The organism is Motiliproteus sp. MSK22-1 (genome assembly GCF_001968815.1).
Taxonomy (GTDB): domain Bacteria; phylum Pseudomonadota; class Gammaproteobacteria; order Pseudomonadales; family Balneatricaceae; genus Motiliproteus.
The window spans coordinates 52958-72627 of record NZ_MIEQ01000061.1 but is presented as its reverse complement, the minus strand read 5'-3'; the positions used below and the strand labels follow the sequence as shown (position 1 = coordinate 72627).

General features: G+C 46.0%; 19 protein-coding genes. 12 read left to right on the top strand and 7 right to left on the bottom strand.

The window, feature by feature from the left end:
• Positions 1 to 3: 3 nt before the first annotated feature.
• The 4 genes from BGP75_RS17905 to BGP75_RS17890 all read left to right on the top strand — a co-directional run bounded on the left by BGP75_RS17905 (position 4) and on the right by BGP75_RS17890 (position 5956).
• A complete protein-coding gene (locus BGP75_RS17905; protein WP_076720242.1) occupies positions 4 to 1644 on the top strand; it encodes a dihydrolipoyllysine-residue acetyltransferase in 1641 nt (546 codons plus the stop codon).
• A gap of 136 nt (positions 1645 to 1780) precedes the next feature.
• Positions 1781 to 3661 (top strand): protein kinase domain-containing protein, encoded by a 1881-nt coding sequence (locus BGP75_RS17900; RefSeq protein WP_076720241.1) that lies wholly within the window; start codon positions 1781 to 1783, stop codon positions 3659 to 3661.
• 246 nt (positions 3662 to 3907) lie between these two features.
• The gene (locus BGP75_RS17895; RefSeq protein ID WP_076720240.1) at positions 3908 to 5197 is read left to right on the top strand and encodes a DUF3014 domain-containing protein; all 1290 of its coding nucleotides are present in this window, start codon (positions 3908 to 3910) and stop codon (positions 5195 to 5197) included.
• 237 nt (positions 5198 to 5434) lie between these two features.
• Positions 5435 to 5956, top strand: coding sequence for a thioesterase family protein (locus tag BGP75_RS17890; RefSeq protein WP_076720239.1), 522 nt, complete (start codon positions 5435 to 5437; stop codon positions 5954 to 5956).
• A gap of 81 nt (positions 5957 to 6037) precedes the next feature.
• Here the strand turns inward: BGP75_RS17890 and BGP75_RS17885 are convergent, their stop codons facing one another.
• Together BGP75_RS17885 and BGP75_RS17880 are read right to left on the bottom strand one after the other, a co-directional pair.
• The gene (locus BGP75_RS17885; protein ID WP_076720238.1) at positions 6038 to 6832 is read right to left on the bottom strand and encodes a S41 family peptidase; all 795 of its coding nucleotides are present in this window, start codon (positions 6830 to 6832) and stop codon (positions 6038 to 6040) included.
• Positions 6804 to 7019 carry a hypothetical protein gene (locus BGP75_RS17880; protein ID WP_076720237.1) on the bottom strand — a complete coding sequence of 72 codons (216 nt, stop codon included), beginning with the start codon at positions 7017 to 7019 and terminating at the stop codon, positions 6804 to 6806. Before BGP75_RS17880 ends, BGP75_RS17885 begins: the two co-directional genes overlap by 29 nt.
• A gap of 338 nt (positions 7020 to 7357) precedes the next feature.
• On the opposite strand from BGP75_RS17880, the gene BGP75_RS17875 reads away from it, so the two are divergent.
• The 4 genes from BGP75_RS17875 (at position 7358) to BGP75_RS17860 (ending at position 10411) form a co-directional block, all read left to right on the top strand.
• Positions 7358 to 7909, top strand: coding sequence for a TetR/AcrR family transcriptional regulator (locus BGP75_RS17875; protein WP_076720236.1), 552 nt, complete (start codon positions 7358 to 7360; stop codon positions 7907 to 7909).
• A gap of 195 nt (positions 7910 to 8104) precedes the next feature.
• Positions 8105 to 8857, top strand: a complete 753-nt coding sequence (locus tag BGP75_RS17870; protein ID WP_076720235.1) for a pyridoxine 5'-phosphate synthase — start codon at positions 8105 to 8107, stop codon at positions 8855 to 8857.
• A gap of 5 nt (positions 8858 to 8862) precedes the next feature.
• Entirely contained in the window at positions 8863 to 9720 is an 858-nt protein-coding gene (locus BGP75_RS17865; protein ID WP_076720234.1) for a hypothetical protein, read from the top strand.
• Between the two features lie 328 nt (positions 9721 to 10048).
• A complete protein-coding gene (locus tag BGP75_RS17860) occupies positions 10049 to 10411 on the top strand; it encodes a phasin family protein (RefSeq protein WP_076720233.1) in 363 nt (120 codons plus the stop codon).
• 76 nt (positions 10412 to 10487) lie between these two features.
• Here the strand turns inward: BGP75_RS17860 and BGP75_RS17855 are convergent, their stop codons facing one another.
• Positions 10488 to 11729: a diguanylate cyclase gene (locus BGP75_RS17855; RefSeq protein ID WP_076720232.1), complete on the bottom strand. Its 1242-nt coding sequence runs from the start codon at positions 11727 to 11729 to the stop codon at positions 10488 to 10490.
• A gap of 234 nt (positions 11730 to 11963) precedes the next feature.
• Here BGP75_RS17855 and BGP75_RS17850 point away from each other — a divergent pair, with 234 nt between their 5' ends.
• The 3 genes from BGP75_RS17850 (at position 11964) to BGP75_RS17840 (ending at position 14693) form a co-directional block, all read left to right on the top strand.
• Positions 11964 to 12938, top strand: coding sequence for an ABC transporter substrate-binding protein (locus BGP75_RS17850; RefSeq protein WP_076720231.1), 975 nt, complete (start codon positions 11964 to 11966; stop codon positions 12936 to 12938).
• A gap of 70 nt (positions 12939 to 13008) precedes the next feature.
• Positions 13009 to 13902: an ABC transporter permease gene (locus BGP75_RS17845; protein WP_076720230.1), complete on the top strand. Its 894-nt coding sequence runs from the start codon at positions 13009 to 13011 to the stop codon at positions 13900 to 13902.
• On the top strand, positions 13899 to 14693 hold the full coding sequence (locus BGP75_RS17840) for an ABC transporter ATP-binding protein (RefSeq protein WP_076720229.1): 795 nt from the start codon (positions 13899 to 13901) through the stop codon (positions 14691 to 14693). Before BGP75_RS17845 ends, BGP75_RS17840 begins: the two co-directional genes overlap by 4 nt.
• A gap of 78 nt (positions 14694 to 14771) precedes the next feature.
• Here the strand turns inward: BGP75_RS17840 and BGP75_RS17835 are convergent, their stop codons facing one another.
• Positions 14772 to 15419 (bottom strand): hypothetical protein, encoded by a 648-nt coding sequence (locus tag BGP75_RS17835; RefSeq protein WP_076720228.1) that lies wholly within the window; start codon positions 15417 to 15419, stop codon positions 14772 to 14774.
• Positions 15420 to 15582: 163 nt separating this feature from the next.
• Entirely contained in the window at positions 15583 to 16494 is a 912-nt protein-coding gene (locus tag BGP75_RS17830; RefSeq protein ID WP_076720227.1) for an alpha/beta hydrolase, read from the bottom strand.
• 406 nt (positions 16495 to 16900) lie between these two features.
• On the opposite strand from BGP75_RS17830, the gene slyD reads away from it, so the two are divergent.
• Positions 16901 to 17380, top strand: a complete 480-nt coding sequence (gene slyD / locus BGP75_RS17825) for a peptidylprolyl isomerase (RefSeq protein ID WP_076720226.1) — start codon at positions 16901 to 16903, stop codon at positions 17378 to 17380.
• Positions 17381 to 17451: 71 nt separating this feature from the next.
• Here slyD and BGP75_RS17820 read toward each other — a convergent pair whose 3' ends face one another.
• Positions 17452 to 18603, bottom strand: a complete 1152-nt coding sequence (locus BGP75_RS17820) for a PLP-dependent aminotransferase family protein (protein ID WP_076720225.1) — start codon at positions 18601 to 18603, stop codon at positions 17452 to 17454.
• Positions 18604 to 18817: 214 nt separating this feature from the next.
• A complete protein-coding gene (locus BGP75_RS17815; RefSeq protein ID WP_076720224.1) occupies positions 18818 to 19345 on the bottom strand; it encodes a GNAT family N-acetyltransferase in 528 nt (175 codons plus the stop codon).
• Positions 19346 to 19670: the final 325 nt, after the last annotated feature.

Sequence of the window (19670 nt, the reverse complement as noted above, 5' to 3'; positions counted from 1 at the left end):
AGAATGTTAAAAGATTTTATCCTGCCGGATATCGGTGAAGGAATCGTTGAGTGTGAATTGGTTGAGTGGTTGATTAAGGAAGGCGAACTGATCGAAGAAGATCAGCCGGTTGCTGACGTTATGACCGACAAGGCGCTTGTGCAAATACCTGCACCTCATGCGGGACGGGTTACCAAGCTTTATTACCAGCAAGGTGACAGTGCTAAAGTGCATCAGCCACTGTTTGAAATTGATCTTAATGGAGCTGAAGCTGACACCGTATCTGATGGTGCAGCGGCAGAAGCGGTATCTGCGGTCGATGAAACATCCGCAAGTTTGCCGGCTGCTGCCGGTTCCGGGACTGCTCCAAGTGAAGACTTTATTCTGCCGGATATAGGTGAAGGGATTGTTGAGTGTGAAGTCGTGGAGTGGCTGATTGCCGAAGGTGATCATATTGAAGAAGACCAGCCTGTGGTTGATGTTATGACCGATAAGGCGTTGGTTCAGATTCCAGCCCATACGGCGGGTACTGTTACTAAACTGTATTATCCGCAGGGTGATATTGCCAAGGTGCACCAGCCTTTATTTGCTGTGATTCCTGATCATGGCGTCGCTGTTGGCGAAAGGGCTCCTGAGGCGGCGGAAACACCAAAAACGGCAGTAAAACGAACCTCAATGGCGACGGATGCCAACGGTGCTGACTCGAAAGCCCAGGTCAACTTAAAAGAAAAATCGAGTTTCACCGACTCTGCTGCTACTAAAACCAAAGCCTTGGCAAGTCCTGCTGTACGCAGGCTTTGTCGTGAATACGAATTGGATATTGTTAGCATACCTGGTAGCGGTAAGGATGGCCGTGTGCTGAAGGATGATGTTATTCAGTTTCAAAAAAACAAATCCTGTGGCACTGTTGCTCCACTAGTGGAAAAACCGATTTCAGCTTCGGCAGCCATAGTAGATGCTGACATCAGAGTTGAGCCTATCCGTGGTATCAAGGCTGCCATGGTACGGCAAATGGCACTGTCTGCCAGCACTATCCCCCACTTTACCTTCGGAGATGAGGTAGACGTTAGCGCGTTGCTTGAACTGCGTCGTCAATTAAAACCGAAAGCTGAAAAACAGGGGATTCGACTGACGTTGATGCCACTGATTATGAAAGCGTTGGCAATGGCGGTGAAGGAGTATCCGATACTGAATAGTCGAGTGAACGATGATTGCACTGAAATTCATTATTTGTCGGATTGCAACATCGGTATGGCTGTCGACTCGAAAGTGGGTTTGATTGTTCCCAACATTAAGGGCGTCAACAGGCTCAGTATTCTGGAAATTGCAGCAGAAGTTCAGCGACTGGCTGATGCAGCTCGTGACGGACGTGTCAGCCCGCAGGATCTGCAGGGGGGGACGATCAGCATTTCAAATATCGGGGCACTGGGCGGCACTTATGCCGTACCCTTGGTCAATCCGCCGGAAGTAGCAATTGTGGCGCTTGGCAAAGTGCAGACGCTACCGAGATTTGATGCTGAAGGTGAGGTTGAGGCGCGAAGCATCATGAATATCAGTTGGTCTGGAGATCACCGGGTGATTGATGGTGGTACCATCGCCCGCTTTAGCGGTTTGTGGCAGTCTTTCCTCGAAGATCCTGCATCCATGTTGCTGGATTTGAGTTAGTCAGGACCGTCAGAGTAGTACTTCAGAAGTAACTGGTAAACCCAGTAACAGAAACATCGGCATGCAACAATCGAGACCGCAGTTAGCGGTTTCGATTGTAAGTCAGTGCTAATAAAACCTTAAACTCAAGGTATCAATGGACTACCCAAATCTGCAGCAATTTTATATTCCTGAAGAGCAGTCTATCTATCTGCTCAGTCACGATGACGCGAAAAAGCTGAAAGATTGGGTTAGTCTCTGTAAGCAACAACTGGAACAATTAGGCTATACCGACATTGAGATGATCGGTAAAGGCGCCTTTGGATTCGTCTTTGGCGGAACGAATACTGCTGGTCGGAGGCTGGTATTCAAGTTCTCACGCATTACTCTTCCGCAGCATGTGCAAGATCGTCTCGAGGAAGAGGCATTTATGCTGGGGCAAGTCGAACATAATCTGGTTCCGAAACTGATCGACTTCCAGCGTATTCGTGGTCAGGCTATTCTGGTGATGGAGCGGGCCGTCGGCCTGGACCTGGAGCAGGTGTCGTTAAAAGAGGGACGGTTGTCGCCCCGTTTGATTGTGCATATCGCGGCGCAGATGGTGACTATCCTGCTTGGCTTGAGATCCATCGCTATCAAGTCTCGAAGACCTCTGGTACACGGGGATATTAAACCTTCAAATATAGTTTTTGATCCCAGCACTGAGAATGTTGCCCTGATTGACTGGGGTTCGTCAGTGTTTGCTCAGCTTGATCAGAATCAGCAGTTTGTATCCAACAGTGTTATGGAGCTGATGTCCGGTGATTTGCAGAACTCTAACGCCCGATTGGGGGACGTTTATTTTATCGGTGAAGACCAGCTCAACGGGGCGCTCTCTACCCCCCGTTTCGATGAGCAGGGGTTAGCGGGTACTCTTTACGCTTTGGCATCGGGACAGTCCTGCCGTTTCGGACATCGTGCGATACCACCGACGTCTTTGGGGTTGCCGTTGGAATTTGCCCGTGTTCTTGAAAGCATGCTTGATGAAAATCCGCAAACACGAATGAAGGCCGGGGATTACCTGTTAAACAACATGGCTGCGATGGCACGCGCCCTGATGGTGGACCTTAAAGAATCACCAGAGCCGCATTTGATTCCGGTATGGTCGCACAGCGAAGTACGTGATATCGATACGGTTGCTTACACCTCGCGTAAATCCTTTTTGAAAGAGGAAGGAGTGGAAGAGTCTTTGCAAGATCTGGATGACGTTCAGTTCGATCGTTATTACAAAAATTTTCTTCAGGGAATGGGGGAGACGGAGAAGGCTTTTCTTGCCAGCATTAGCCGGCTAGCCAAATATCCGGTTGTTGGTGGATTAGCAGTGCGTTGGGAGACTGATGGAGTTTATATCGATTCTTGTTTAAACCTTCATGACAATGCGCTGAAGAAGTCGTTTATTACCTCGGTCAATAATATGGTTAATCTGGCTCGGGCAATCTATCGGCAGGGGGTGTTCAAGAGTTGTTTTTTCAATGCCAAGGATACTCTGCATATTGAACGAGATACCCCTGAGGTGCCTTTTCAGCCGGCTGAAGGATTACTCATCCCCTATGAAGTATCAGCAGCGCCGGAGCTGGAAGATAAAAGTCGCATCCATTCTTATTTTGAAGACGGCAAGGACCCGGAGGAATTTCTGGAATTACCTGAAACCATTATGGATAGTCTTGAACAGCTGAATCAGATACATCATACCGGTTTGATCATTTTTGAAAGCCTACCCACCCATCTAAAAATTCATAGCTATTACCGGTTACTTGATCCTCGTCGAGAAGAGGAGTTTAAAGACTGCTTGGCCTGTATTCTGGCAGCAGTACCTCTGATTACGGGACTGGGGGTATCGGGATTTATGAAAATGCCCTATAAAGACACCCGTTTTTTTAGCCATATTGATCGCTTACCGGAAAAATACTATCCGAAGAATCCCAAGCAGTATACAACCGACCATTCGCTATCCGTGGAGGAACAGCGACAGCCTGTATCGAGTCCATTACAGGTATAGAGTCTATTTCCGGGGGACTTTGATTTATAAGCAATTTGATTTATAACATTCTGCTCATCGAGTGATTGTTACTGGCGTGTGGTTCGGCAACACTCATCAATAGATGGATATCTTATTGGGGTTGTCTCAGATAGAGGGCTTAACTATTTGATATCCTGACAATTGGCACTCTGGGGACTGGCGAACAATGATTATCTATGGTCTGATTATGGTTAGCGAATGACTAAGGAATCCAGGGTGCGCTCAATGTCAGTCCCAGCAAGTCCGCAATTACTTCGGTTACCGTCCCCTCAGCGTGGTGGCGGTATTACCCAGTTCCTTGTGAGCCTGACCATTGTCTTATTAATGGCGTTTGCCGCTTATTGGGTTTTGTTCAGCGATCAAAATTCTCCGTTCCAGGATTCATTTAATTCGGTGCAGTTGCCCCAGGATGGTGTTGATTCTGGTCCAGGATCCATCAATGCCATTGATGAACAGTCTCTTACACCAGAGCAACTAATGACTTTGAAGCCAATTCAAAGTAGTGCTCCAACCCATGGCAATGGGACGGCTCAGGGGCAGGAACTATTGGACGGAGCGGTCGTTGACGGTAGCCAAAAAAGTTTGAGTGGCAGCATTGTTCGCGGTACAGGTCTTCAAGGATCGGGAAGTATTAATGGCGCCATGAATAATGGTGTCACCAATAATGAGACTATCAACAAGGCATCTGGCAGTGGTTCAACAACTCGTAGTATTCAGGCAGTTAATGGTTCTGCAGTCGCTGGTCAGCTAGCCGGGAATTCAGCAGGATCTGAGGATACTGGTCGAGGAGTGAATTCTATTAGTGGCACTATTGTTCGCTCTGGAAATGCGGATCCATCCTTATATTCGGGCCTTTCACTGTCAACCCCGTCAGCAGATACGACTCTGGCATCCCGGTTAACCGCTGATAGCCGGTTTCCAATACCACCTCTGAATAACAGTGATTCGACGGTTAAGCAAAGTCTGATGTCCCTGGATGCAACTTTGATGTTGGCCAATTGGTTAGTTGATGAAGAGTTGGTGAGGAAGTTTGTAGTGATGGTGGACAATATGGCAGAGGGACAGATCCCTCGAAAGCATATTGTATTGAAGCCGTTGCCCACGACTTTTAGAGTATTGGAGAAAGGGGATCAGGTTTTTCTTGATGGCTATAACTTTGGTCGTTATCGCCCCTATATTGATCTGTTAACAAGATTGGATGCTCAAAGGGTCACTTCACTCTATCTTCGCTACTATCCGTTGATGCAACAAGCTTATGCTGAGCTTGGTTATCCCCGGCGGTCATTTCACAAACGGTTATTAATGGCTATTGATCATATGCTGGACAGCCCTGTGATGGATGGAGCCATTGAACTGGTACAGCCGTCGGTAATGTACAAATATGCTGATCCTGAGTTGGAGCAATTGTCCGATGTCCATAAGCAGCTACTGCGGATGGGACCGGAAAATGCACGTCAGATACTGACCCGTTTGACGGCTTTGCGAAGTACTTTACTCCAGTTCAGACATGGTTAATTGCTTTTCTGTTTCATGCTGCAAGTGCGTTATTATGCGCAGGACTTCTTTTGTCTTCTTTTTTGTGAGTTTGTAAACTGTTGTTTTAATTTTAAAAAGCAGTATGAATGTCATCTTTTATCCGCAAAATTTTTTTTGTTGCACCTGCTTTCAAGTTTTTTCTGGCAATCCTGTAAAACAGCCGCTAATCTGTAAGAGTTGACTCCTAATAACAACAAAAACAGGAGGACATCAGTTATGGATGCCCGTGTACCTTTTAGCGCCTACCGATGTCAGGTGCTTCCTGAATGGATTGACTATAATGGCCATATGAATGTGGCTTACTATGTGCTGGCTTTTGATCAGGCGACAGATGCCTTTCTTGAGAATATTCACCTGGGTCAGAGTTACGTCAAAAAACACAATCACTCTGCATTTGTTGTCGACATGAACGTGACCTATAAGCGAGAGGTTCAGGTTGATGCGCCTTTGCATTTTACTACGCAACTGCTGGAATACAGCGATAAGAAGCTTCGAATATTTCATCAGATGTTCCATGAGACCGAAGGTTTTCTGGTAGCAACTAACGAGCTGCTACTTGTTCACGTTGATCTCAATTCACGAAAGAGCTGTGAATTCCCTTCGCAGGTATTAGCCCGACTTGATGAAATAGCTGATCATCACCAGAGTCTGGAACTTTCTGAGCAGGTTGGACGGATCCTTGGACTTACCCCCATTGATCCCTTAATAACGGATACAGACAGTCGCTATAGTGCATAGCGAACAACAATGGACATTCCGATCATAGATGGAGTAAGACTAATAAAGCCCTTGGACAAATTATAAACTGATTACTGCTGTCTAAGGGCGATTTGCTGGGGCGACCTGCTCAACCAGTTGATTGATTTGCTGTAAGTTATAGGTTTCCACGCCAGCTTTCAGTATATCCGGTTGAATTGGGATTCCTTCACAGCTCCCCGAATCTATCAGCTCTACGTTATAGGTTGATAGTTTTAGAGCGCCCAGATTACCTAATGCATAATTACTTTGAGCGAGGCATTTTCCTTTGCTTGGCCTGCCAATGATCAGGGTTCCGGGAATCTGAGTGCGCAAAATCCGTGCAAATATTTCAGCTGAACTAGCGGTGTATTCACTTACTATTATGATGATTGGTATTCTTTGTTCAATCTTTCCGGGAAGGGTGAACAGGGTTATGTTTGAGCTTTGTGTACTCTTATGTTGTTCAGACTGTTTGCGTAATGTTATAACCGGTATATCGTCGTTTAATAATAATGATAACCAGTCTACCAGCGCATAGATATCGCCTCCTGGGCTATGGCGTAAGTCAATTATTAATTTTTTTTTATTGTAAGCCAGGCTAAGTGCTTTTTTTATAAAATGTATGGTTCCTCTCCGAAAACTTTTTACTTGGAGTATCAGGTTTTGGTCCTTGATCGATACCTCAACAGCCTTGCGTTCTACGTGCTCGGCTGTTAATTGAAGTCTTTTCTTACTATCGGAGTTAAAGCTGTTTTTGTAATCGAGAGTCAGCCTATCGCCGGGCTTAAGATAGGCGAGATTTTTGTAGCTGGAAAAAATATTTTTATCGATTTTTTTTCCATTTATATTATCTATATAAACTGGTGCTATTCTCATCCCGAACAGCTGCTGTCTCCGGGAGGTATTCTTTGATCGCGACTAAGCGCTCAAGTTGCGTCTCTGTTGCCAGATAGGTTATGCCGAAGGCACCGCGCCCAAGCATTTTTTCGATAACATACCCCTGCAGGTGAGTTCCTGGTGGCAGTGCGTCAGTAGGGTAGGCCTTATTATCTCCTGGGCTCATAGCGGTGCGGTCCTTTCACGCTGATCAGAGACGTATTAACAATGACACAACAATAGTATAGGCCGAACTGAGATCCAGATTGCTACCTATAGCATTGTAAAACTGATGTTTATGTAAGAAGTATTGTTCAAGAGTGGTCAGTGTGACAGTTTTTTGAGACTAGTGAGGGTTGTAAATGGTTTGTCTGGGGGCTTTAAGTGGTTTTGATGCATTAGTCCAGGCTACTGTTCAACCTTTTTTACGCTATGATTCAACTCAAGCATACGGTATCGTATAGTTGGTGACCCTGTCGGATTATGCGGTCTTAGAGTAGGTTTTATTAGCATGATGGTTAAATCATGAATGTGAAAATCAAGCGAGAAGCCTGGATTCACGAAGCCCTTTCGGTGCTTGCCGATGGCGGGGTGGATAGTATCAAAATTGAGGCCTTGGCAAAACGCTTAAAGGTCACTAAAGGTGGATTTTACTGGCATTTTAAAACTCGTAATGAGCTGTTGGAAGAAATGCTGGATTATTGGCAAAGTGGCCGTATTGGAGCAATTCATCAGCAAGTTGAGAGTGGCAAGACTGCGATTGAAACCCTTCAGGACTTACTGGACCTTTATACCGATCACACTAATCCCCGGGGTAAAGCAATAGAGCTCGCGGTCAGGGATTGGGCGCGAAAGTCGCCGCAGGCGGCAGCAACCGTGCAATTGGTTGATAATGAGCGACTCGCAACAGTAACAGGGTTATTTTCTCGTCTAAGTCTTGCTGAAGAGGAAGCCTTCTCCAGAGCCTATTTGTTCTATAGCTATGTGTTTGGTCAAAGTCTATTGAATTACAGCGGTGATGACTTCGATGAAACGATGGTAAAACAAAGAATCGGACGGCTACTCATCCCTGGCTAGCTCTGCTGTTACTGATAGATTCTAGGTTGCATTTGCTGCTAAATCCGCTGGGGACGCTAGATGTCGTCTGCTAAGTGAGTTCCTATGTCAGATTCATTACCACCATGTGGTTTGAGTCCTTTTTTTGGGTGAACCCTGATGCTAAAGCGCATACAATGCCAAGCTGATTGAATTGTCCGGTTAATAGGTGGGGTCATGACAGCGCTTAGTGTCAATCTAAATAAAATAGCCTTGATGCGGAATTCTCGATTATCGGGGATTCCTAGTGTCACAGCGGCCGCTCGGGTGGCACTTGAGCATGGAGCTGATGGTATTACCGTTCATCCCCGCCCTGACCTCCGACATATCAGACCGGATGATGTCCGTGAGCTATCTGAAATGCTGGATGTTGAATTCAATATTGAAGGTAATCCATTTGAGGGAGCTGTGGGTGAGTATCCCGGTTTTCTGCAGTTGGTACGGGAGGTCAAGCCTGATCAGTGCACATTAGTCCCTGATTCCCCGGATCAGTTGACTTCTGATCATGGCTGGAACCTTGTGGAAGATGGTTCAAGGTTGGAACCGATTATTGCTGAGCTTAAAGAATTAGGTATCCGTGTTAGTTTATTTATGGATGCAGAGACTGAAGACTTTGGCATGGCTGCAAAAATAGGGGCTGATCGCGTTGAACTGTATACAGAATCCTACGCTGGCAATTATGGTGGCAGTGACCAACAAGCCGTGTTCGAGCTGTTTGCTGATGCTGCCAAACGTGCAGGTTTAGCTGGTCTGGGTGTGAATGCCGGGCATGATCTTAATCTGGATAATCTGGGGCTGCTTGCTTCTATACCGAATCTGGAAGAAGTCTCTATCGGCCATGCGCTAGTTGCTGATGCGCTGATGATAGGACTAGGACCCGCAGTGGCTGCTTATAAGGATATATTAATAAGTGCGAGCACTGGAAGCTAATACCGATGAGTGTAGTTGACGACGCTACCATTAAATTAGGTTATGACAGCCATGATCGGTTGAGCGCCTATGATAATCTGGTCTATCCCGTAGTATCCAGGCGTTCCCGTGGCCTTTCTTTGGGGATAAACCTGAACCCTGATAAACGCTGTAACTTTGACTGCGTATATTGTCAGGTAGAGCGACCACAACCCTCTGCTATTATTCGTCCGGATATCGACCAGCTTGAGTCTGAGTTAAGGCATTGGCTGGGGCGTTTAAGAGAAGGAGACTATCGGGGCTATTTGCTTAAGGATATTGCATTAGCGGGAGATGGCGAGCCCACAAGTGAGAAGCAGTTACCCCAGGTACTGGAACTGCTTTTAACATTGAAAGAGGAATACCAGTTACCTGAATCAGTGAAACTGATCCTGTTTACTAATGGTAGTGGCATGGATCGTAAAGATCTTCAGGCGATCTATCCTCGCTTCTTTGAGGCAGCTGGAGAAGTTTGGTTCAAGTTGGATTATTGGGACCAACAAAGCCTGGTCGAGATAAACCGGACTAACCTCAAGTTCGACAGTTTGATTTCTAAATTACAGCGTTTCGGTAATAAGTATCCCGTGGTATTGCAGTCTTGCTTTTTCCAATGGAAGGGGCAGCGCTTTGCTGTCGAGTTGTATCAGCCCTATATTGAGCTGGTTAAAACACTTATATCTGAAGGTCTTCAGATCCAGAAAATTCAGGCCTACACATTGGCACGAAAACCTGCAGAAATGGATGCCCATCCTTGGCCTGATGCTGACATGGATGAACTCGCTGAGCAATTACGTCAGCAGTGTGCCCTGTCTGTCGAACTCTTCTATGAAAAAGGGGCTGAATAGGCTGGCTGTTTAGATGTTAGTCAGAGATATTCAGCTTTCTTAAATGACCTACTGAACTTTCCTGTCGCTGGGCTACCCCAGTCCTTGAGCTCATAGCAGCCGTATTGAGTTCCGTCATATTAGGCGAGATCGGCTATTCAGCCTATACCAAGCGATTTATCTTTATGTTGCTTTCTTTGTTTTAACTAGTTGATTTATAGCGATTTTTTAAAAACTTGTGCGTTGCAACAAAAAAGGTGTTGACTTAAAATTGATCAACTAATATAGTTAGCAGCATGAATTGATGCGATGCAGCATAACTTTTAATTTTTGAACCGAGGTGATAGCTATGTACAATGATTTCTTTGCAGACATGAAAACTCGCATGCAGCCTGTTGTTGAGCTGGCCGAAACCAACAAGAAGGCTATGGAAGAACTGGCTGCTTTGCAGAAAGATTCCATGACTGACGTTATCAACGCCAGCGTTGCACAGTTTAAAGAGCTGGCCCAGTGCCAGGACCCTAAGCTGGCACTGGAAAAGCAGTTGGAATTTTACAAGTCTCTGGAAAGTAAGATGACCGACACTGCAGAGAAGAGCATTGCTACTATCTCTGAAGCTAAAGATGCTTTTGTTGCTGTTATCGAAGAATCTGCGAAGCAGACTGCTTCTGAAGTTGAAGCAGCTGTTAAGAAAGCTTCCAATATCGCTTAATATTTGCGATACGGAATAAATACCAAACCCCTGTGTGGATACGCAGGGGTTTTTTTATAGCAGTTATTGCTGTCCTTTAATAACAGATACAGTTTCGGCCATTTTCTTTAGCTTTATAGAGAGCTTTGTCGGCCTGTTTTATACTATTGACCTTGGGTTGACGTTGAGCTGCGCCGATGCTGATGGTTACGGATACTGACTTTTGTTTTCCGTTGGTTTTTCCGCGCATTTTCTTTCCTTGTTTGCTGTTCTTAGGGCGTTGTTGTCCCCTTAAGTGCATCTGAGCAGCTTCAATGTTTTGTCGCACTTCTTCAAGAGCCGGCAGAGATTGCTCGATAGCTTTGCCGGGAAAAATGATACAGAACTCTTCTCCACCATAACGATAGGCTGTCCCGCCACGAACCTGGCGCAGCTTAGATGCCACCAACTGTAAAACCTGATCGCCGACATCATGGCCGTATGTATCGTTAAATTGTTTAAAGTGATCGATATCTAACATGGCTACTGTATGACGGCGGCCCAGTGCCATTAATCTTTGATTTAATGCTCGTCTCCCTGACAAGCCAGTCAGTTCATCCAGATAGGCCATATTGTGGCTATGAATTAATATGGCTGTGATCCAGAGCAGTAAGTTTAAACTGATAAGGATCTGCTGTTGGATTAAGCTCAGATTTTGATCGAAGTGGGATTGTCCCTGGAGTTGTAGTAATGATCTGAATAAAAGCCACAACATAATGCCCACCGTTATTATCAAATAGCATTCAAACAGATGGGGTTGACGGGAGTACTGCCACACCAATGCAATTATGATCAGTAAGTGACTGATTATTATAAGAAACGGATAGGGCAGAGTAAAAGAAAGCAGTGCCAGTGAGGCGGGTTGAAGCTGCAACCAGGGTTCCAGTTCACTGCGATGAAACTGTAACAACCAAGCGACTAAAGCCAGTTGGCTCAATACTAATAGTAAACGTCCCAGAGTTTGCATGGATAGCAGTGATTGTTCTCGATAAAAGCCGATAATCACCAGATTTAAGGGGACTAATGCCAGCAATAGCTGGTGTAATAATGGATCTTGCAGCTGTGGTGAATTAAGCCAGTGAGCCGTCATCAGGATGATGGCTGTAACCAAAATGGCGCGGCTACTATGAAAGTGCCAACCCAGTAAGGTGATAATGGCAGCGAATAAGTAAGGGACCCAGGGTAATAACTCCAACCAAGGAGGGGAGATATACAGAAAATAGGGAGATAAGCCATAGTAAGCGCCAACTAAGAGCAACGGCAATAGGAGTAGGCGTACTGATCTGAAAAGGTCTGTCACTGAGGTCTCACCGGGAGCAGTCTCTCTGAATGTCGATTTGTCTTTTTTGATATTTTACTGTTCCGCTCAGGACTCCATATGATACGAGGAGGTTCCCGTCTGGTCGTCAGCTGGCTGATAGCTTAGGGGGGAGATTATGCTCTGGCAAGGGATTATGGAAGTGGGTTTTGCAGTTGTATTGGTTTCCATGATAGTTTTGCGTCTTTGTGATGACAGATAGGGGCGAAAAGGATCATGGGACTTAAGGCAATTCTTGGTGCTTCGGCGCTGGCACTGGGTGTTTCGATGCTTGGGTTGACTATACCAGCGCAAGCTTCCGACAAACATGTAGCTATTACTCAGATTGTGGAACATCCTGCGTTGGATGCCTGTCGTAACGGTGTTCAAGATGGATTGGCAGCAGCTGGTTTCAAAGTCGGTGAAAATCTGAAGTGGAGTTATGAAAGTGCTCAGGGTAATCCGGCCACTGCGGCTCAGGTCGCTAAAAAATTCGCCGGGGAAGCACCGGATGTGATTGTCGCTATATCAACTCCATCGGCTCAAACGGTCGCAGCCTCAGCACGCCATATACCTTTGGTCTTCACGGCGGTGACTGATCCATTAGGGGCCAAGCTGGTAAAGAATCTGGATAAGCCCGGTAAGCTGATCACTGGAATTACAGACCTCTCCCCAATTAATAAGCATGTTGAATTGGTGCAGCAGATTGTACCTGGCGTTAAACGTTTGGGGGTTATCTATAATCCGGGGGAAACCAATTCAGTCACCTTGGTTAGCATGTTGCACACTGAAGCGAAAGCGCATGGCTTGACAGTTGTTGAAGCTGCTGCAACAAAATCCGGGGATGTGCTGGCTGCTGCGAGGAGCCTGGTGGGGAAGGCTGATGCGATCTACATACCTTTGGATAATACTGTAGTTTCTGCGCTAGAGGCGGTGATTAAGGTTGCAGAACAAAACGATCTCCCTCTGATCAGTGGTGATACTGATTCTGTCGGTCGTGGTTCAATTGCGGCTGTTGGATTCAATTACTACGATGTGGGCCTTCAGACTGGTAAAATGGTTGCTCGAGTACTCAATGGTGAAAAGCCTGGAGATATAGCCGTTGAGAGTGTTCAAAAATTAGAGCTTTATCTTAATCCCGCTGCTGCTGAGCGAATGGGCGTTAAATTGAGTGATGAACTGATTGCAAGTGCTAAAGAAATAGTTAAATAAACTGGCACGGTCAATTGAGTAAGTGTATTAACTAACCAAGTATATCGATTAACAACTAGGAGTAGGCCGAGTGAGCCTGATCGCTTTTCTCGGAGCAATCGAGACCGGACTTCTGTTCGGTCTTGTTGCTTTTGGGGTTTTTATTTCTTTCCGGGTGCTGGATTTTCCTGACCTTACTGTTGACGGTAGTTTTCCTCTTGGAGCTGCTGTATCTGCTTCTATGATTGTTGCTGGATATGATCCCTGGACATCAACATTGCTGGCGATAATAGCAGGGGGAGCTGCTGGTCTGGTTACCGCATTGCTGAATATAAAGTTGAAAATACTGCACTTGTTAGCTTCTATTTTGACGATGATCGCGCTCTATTCCATCAATTTAAGAATTATGGGCAAGCCGAATGTCGCGTTATTGGGAGATGATACCCTGCTTACCCCGCTAGAAGCTGTTGGTCTTCCTTATTATTGGATTGCTCCCCTTGCGTTTGTGCTCGTGGTGGTTGTCGTAGCAATACTGTTAATACTTTTTCTTAAGTCCGAAACCGGGCTTGCGATGCGTGCGACAGGTGCTAATCCCCGTATGGCTAGAGCTCAGGGTGTATCAACTACAATGATGATTCTGTTGGGGATGGCAGTGTCTAATGCAATGGTGGCCTTGGCAGGTAGTTTATTTGCCCAGAGTCAGGGAAGTGCCGATGTAACCATGGGGGTAGGAGTGATTGTCGTAGGGTTGGCTTCTGTGATCGGTGGAGAGGCTGTTATGTCCACCCGAACTATCTTGCTTGCCGTGATTGCCTGTGTTGTTGGCTCCATTTTTTATCGTTTGGCAATTGCATTTGCATTGAATGCTGATTTCATTGGACTCAAAGCCCAGGATCTTAACCTGGTCACTGCCGTATTAGTCGCGCTGGCAATTGTGATGCCACAGATTAAGAGCAACCTGAAAGCGAAGAAGAGACTATCATGATCGAGATCGATAATATTCATGTCACTTTCGCTCAGGGGACTCCTGTAGAAAATCATGCCATGCGGGGGCTGTCACTATTTATCCCTGAGGGGGATTTTGTCACGGTCATTGGTTCTAATGGTGCCGGTAAATCAACCTTGCTGAATGCCATTTCAGGAGAGATCAGAGTTGATACCGGTTCCATTAAAGTGGGTAATCAAGATGTCACCCGCCGTAACACAGAGCGCCGGGCAGGGGATGTAGCACGGGTATTTCAGGACCCTATGGCAGGAACCTGCGAGGGCTTGAGCATTGAGGAGAATCTCGCGCTGGCAATTAAACGGGGGGATTCCCGTGGCTTGGGAATGGCTGTTAAGAGAGAATATCGACAACGATTCAAAACGAGGTTAAAACGTTTAGGGTTGGGACTGGAAAACCGTCTTGAAGATCGTATGGGTCTTTTATCAGGAGGCCAGCGTCAAGCTGTAAGTCTTTTGATGGCAACGCTACAACCGATGCAAATTCTGTTGCTGGATGAGCATACCGCAGCCCTGGACCCAAAGACCGCAGCATTCGTACTGGAGTTGACCAGAGAGATTATCGAAGAGCAACAACTAACCGCTTTGATGGTCACTCACAGTATGAAGCAGGCTCTGGAGGTCGGTAGCCGAACACTGATGCTGCATGAGGGAAAGATTGCGTTTGATGTTGAGGGAGAGCAGCGAAAAGGGTTGGAAGTTAAGGACTTGCTGGCATTATTTGAGAAGAACAAAGGTGAAGAACTGGCGGATGATAGTTTGCTGCTGGGTTAAGCCTGATCTGACTATAGATGCCGCCTGGCTTTCAGGTCGAGCCAAGGGATCGTTACAAGCAAGTGGTTGCCTGGTTGGTCAACTGGTTTGTGAGAGCTGAGCCTTCTTGACCTCGGCCTTAAACCTTTGTTCCAAGTCTGCAGAGCTGGCTGTTGTGCTGGCCGCTTGTCGGCCAGCTTGAACCTGCTGCTTGGTGACTACCAGAAGTGCTTTTATAGATGCATCAAGCTTGTTGTTGAATTCCTGTCTGGCTACATCCGCCTGGACTTCGCAGAGCATGGAACTCAGGTCATTTTTCCCTCCTTTACTCTCAATGCCGGTCAGGCACTCATTAAATTGCCGGTTATAGGCGGCCCGACTGTTTCTGATCAGGTCATAGATGACGGTAAGTTTACCAAGGTAAAACTCTGAGGTGACAGAGACATGGTCAGTCTGACCGGCCAGCTGTTGATAGCTTTCAATATGTACCTGAAGCTCTTGCGCGATTTGGTCTATCTGGGCCAGATCCAGTTTATCTGTTAGCAAGTGGGTGTTGCTTTTTCGTATCAGCGAAAAAATGTTATGACGAATTTCATTGTCAGCAGCTTTTAACCGTTGTTGAGCAATTCCCAGAGCCTTTTTTGTCTCTTCAAGCTCTTTGAGTGTGCTTTCGTATTCTTCTTTGAAGGAGGGTTCACATCCACTTATTAGAAAAATGGCTGCTATCAAGACTAGCGCGCGCTGCATATGGAATTCCCAGTATTTACCTTGATGGTTAGGCATGCCTATCTTATGTCAGTTACTGAAACTTAACCCCACTTTTACCATAGAAAACTTCAGATTAATTTGACCTAGTCTATTTCACATGTTTTTGCTGAAGCGGGTCAATTGAGGGTGCCTTTGAATGAGTCTAGTCTATAAAAGCCTGTTTAAACCACTGTCCTGTAGCGTTCAGTGTGTCTTCAATATGATCGAAGGGCAACATATGGCTGCCTCCTTCGATAACTATTAATTCAAAGGGGTGCTTGCTGCGTCTGATTAATCGTTGTGTATAGTCCAGCGGGATTATGTCGTCATTACTGCCAATAATGATTGCCGAGGGAGTGTCTAATTTCCGGCGAAGGACGCTACTGGGCTTTGAATAGAGGCTGTATAGCGTCGATACAGGGTAGTCCCACACTAATAAAGGGTCTTTATCTGCCAGCTGTCCCATTGGGTTGTGCTTCAGTAAACTCTCTACATTGACGAATGTTCGAAAATTTACCTTCATGCCAGGGGTGAACCAGTTTGCAAATTGAAGCGAGTTCCAGCCCAGTGCGTGCCAAATGTCAGGCGGTATTTCTGATAAAAACAGCGTGTGACACAACAAGGCCTTGATACGGGAATCCTGCTCGGCAACTGCCAGTGCCAGTCTTGCTCCGATAGAACATCCGAATAAGCCTACTGGCCCTTGATAGTGGCTTGCCACATAATCAATAACCAGCTGAATATCCTCCACAACCTGATCTACAGTATATTTGCCGCGATCCCCTCCTGAATAACCGTGACCACGCAGATCAACAGCGAGCAAATTAAAACCCTGTCGAGATAGTCGGGCAAGAAGTTCACAGTAAAGCTCACTATAAGTACCAATTCCGGGAATAAAAAGAATGGTGGGTGCCTGGACGTCATACTCATAGAGTTCACAGTGAATCGGTAAATCACCCATATCAATGATTTGTCGTTGTTCCAGGTAGGGGGTTAATCCCAGCTCTTCGAAACGACGATATCGGATTCGTTCCGCTAACTTTGCATCTTTTGAACCGGGATTTGAATCAAACATATATATTGTTACCTCTTGGAGCGATTGGTGTCTTGGTGCTATCTGAATCAATCAGGTTCTTTGGCTGTTTAATTAAGCCATTAGTTGAAAGTGTAGTTACAGAGTTCAGTCAGGCTGAACTAATGATCCTTTGAAGCTATCTTAGCTGTTTTAAAGAGCTGTCCCCAGTATTACCTTCGAGCATTAACGGTTGGTTTAAGTAAAATTTTCAGTATTGGTGGGTTTTACCGGATAGGTTCTGGTTTGGAACTGATAAAGCAGCAGAGTGGCGACTATTTTGATGATTCGACTGCAATCTAAGGAAAAGTGGCCTTTATTCGACTGATTCTGTCTGCAAGCTTTTCAAACTGCTAAGCTGTATTTATTATAAAGCCTTCTGCTGTATTCAGCCTACCTGGGAGTTCAAATGCAAATCTCTGACAAAAAAGTCGCGAGCATACATTACACATTAAAAAACGATAAAAATGAAACCCTCGATAGCTCAGCAGGATCTGAACCACTGGTTTATTTGCAGGGTTTTGGCAATGTTGTCCCTGGTTTAGAGAATGCACTTGCAGGAAAAAAGGCTGGCGATACGTTTGATGTCACTGTTGCGCCTGAAGAAGCTTATGGGCCGATTCAATCGGAATTAGTACAAGAAGTTCCCAGGGATGCCTTCGATGGTGTTGAGGAGGTGTCTGTCGGTATGCGCTTTGAGGCCCAGACCGCTTCCGGCCCTATATCTGTGGAAGTTGTTGCTGTTGAAGAGGACCAGGTGACGGTTGATGGCAACCACCCTCTGGCTGGAGAAACACTTCATTTTAATATTGATGTGGTTGAGGTGAGAGAGGCTACCGAGGAAGAATTAGAGCATGGTCATGTCCATGGGCCTGGATGTAACCACTGACACTGGATATAACTGCCAATCGGTTCTGCGACGATGCCTGCCAGGGCATCGTCGCTATTCCATAGACTTCGTCAATTAAGTCCCCGGCGAATAACGTCTGCCAGGCGTTCTAGTCCTTGGTCGATTTGTTCAGCCGATGCATGGCTGAAGTTTAACCTCATGGCCCCCTTAGGAGGCTCTGAGTCTGAATAGAACGCTTCCCCGGGCATAAAGGCTACTCCTTGTTGTAAAGCAACAGGTAAGAGTTCTCGTGTATCTTGCGGGCTGTTCAGCTGCAACCAGAAAAACAATCCTCCAGCAGGCGTCTGCCATTTGGCCAGATCGGAAAAGTGCATTGCCAAAGCGCTCGCCATCGTATCGCGACGACTTCGATATAATTCTCGTATTTTTTGTAGCTGCTGAGGGTATAGAGGTCCATTGATATAGTCCCAGGCCCAGTGTTGTCCGATACGGTTACTATGAAGATCCGTAGCCTGTTTTAGCTTGACGAAGTAAGGGTGTAAATCTTCAGAGCAAGTGAGGTAACCCACTCGGAATCCGGGAATTCCTGTCTTTGAGAAAGTCCCCAGTGATACCCAGGGCGAGTCAGCAATCAAGGAGCAGATGGGAGTGCGTTCTGACGCTGAATAAACCAGCTCCCGATAGGGTTCGTCTTCTATCAACGGAATTTTATGGGTTGTTAGCCATTCCGCGACGGCTTCCCGCGTGGGCATATCGTAGCAGCAGCCTGAAGGGTTCTGAAAAGTGGGGATAAGATAAGCAAAACGTAATTGTTCCGGCTGTTTCAACTTATTCAATACTTCCAGGTCCAGGCCGCCGGTCTGCAAGGAGATCGGCTTAATATCGGCACCAAATAACTTGAAAGCCTGAATTGCCGCCAGATAACTGGGCGATTCCATGAGTACAGGAGCGCCTTCGTCGACAAATAATTTTGCTATCAGGTCTATGCCCTGCTGAGACCCTGAGGTGATTAACACCTGCTCCGGGCAACATTCTCTTCCTCGATTGCAAAGCTCTTGAGCAATAGATTCCCGAAGAGAACGTTCTCCTTCAGTTGCTCCATACTGACGCATGGATTGAGGAATATTGGCAAGATTTAAATCCGGCATGGCTTCTGGTGAAGGTAACCCTCCCGCAAAGGATATAACATCTCCTTTATCTGCCAGGGACAGTATTTCACGGATTAAAGAGCCGCTGAGTCGGTTGATACGCTGAGCAAACATGAGTTTATCTTTATTGTATGCATACAATTTTTGTATGTAGTTTAAGGGATATCACTTTATTGCAATATATGAGAATACATCTCAGAAAATCACGGTCAATCTGTTTTTTGTATGGGTGACAATTAGAATCAGAAGGATAGTGTCGTATACAAAGGGTGTCGGGATGATACGAGTCGGTTAACTACGACAGGCCGCTTTACCTTGAAAATATGGGCTAAAAGCACAGAGCCATACGAATCTCGTCGAGATAGCGGTCATCCAGCTTCAGGGCCAGGGGTTCAACACTTTCAATTCGAAAGCCAAGACTGCGATAGAGGTGTAATGCCGGTACGGCTTCCCCTGTCAATTCAATGCTAAGTTTTTCCACTGACATGGTACGGGCTTGATTGATTGCATGAGTGCAAAGTTGGCGTGCTATGCCCTGTCGGCGATATTTTGTATCAGTTATCAGTCCCCAGAATCGAGCTCGGTGAGCTCTGAGGGTTCCAGACATCCGTTCCAGTCCAATAACCCCGAGTAGCTTACCTTCTGGGCTGAAGGCTCCAAATAATAGCTGGTGTGGTGAGTTATCAGTTTGTCTGATCAGTGCTTGATAGTAGTGAACATCCTGCAGTTTTGCTTCAGATAAAGCCGTACAGAAGCACTCTGGATTTAGTGTAATTGCATTGAGTCTCAGATCTCTGAATGCAACGGTATCGGCGGCAGCGAGAGGACGAACGACACAAGGGTTATTAGCTGCCATCAAAGGATTATCCCCGGGGAAAGAATCTGTAATCTGATTCGATCTATGCTGTTGCAGAAGGATACCGCGATTAAACTGATATGTCGCGTTATGGTGACAAGCATTCTGAACTACTTTGACCTTTTTATCTAACCGTTGTTTGAATGAAATTGATTTGTATGAAATATGTTAACGAAAACAGTCAGAGTGCGGTTATGGTGTATTCAGATGGCTGATGATCACTGGGTTAACGCTATAGGTGGGAGCTTGTGGTGAAGGTGAGAGTATTTGCCTGGATTGAAATCCCCAGGCAAATTGAATTGTCTTTACTGGATTAAGATGCCCC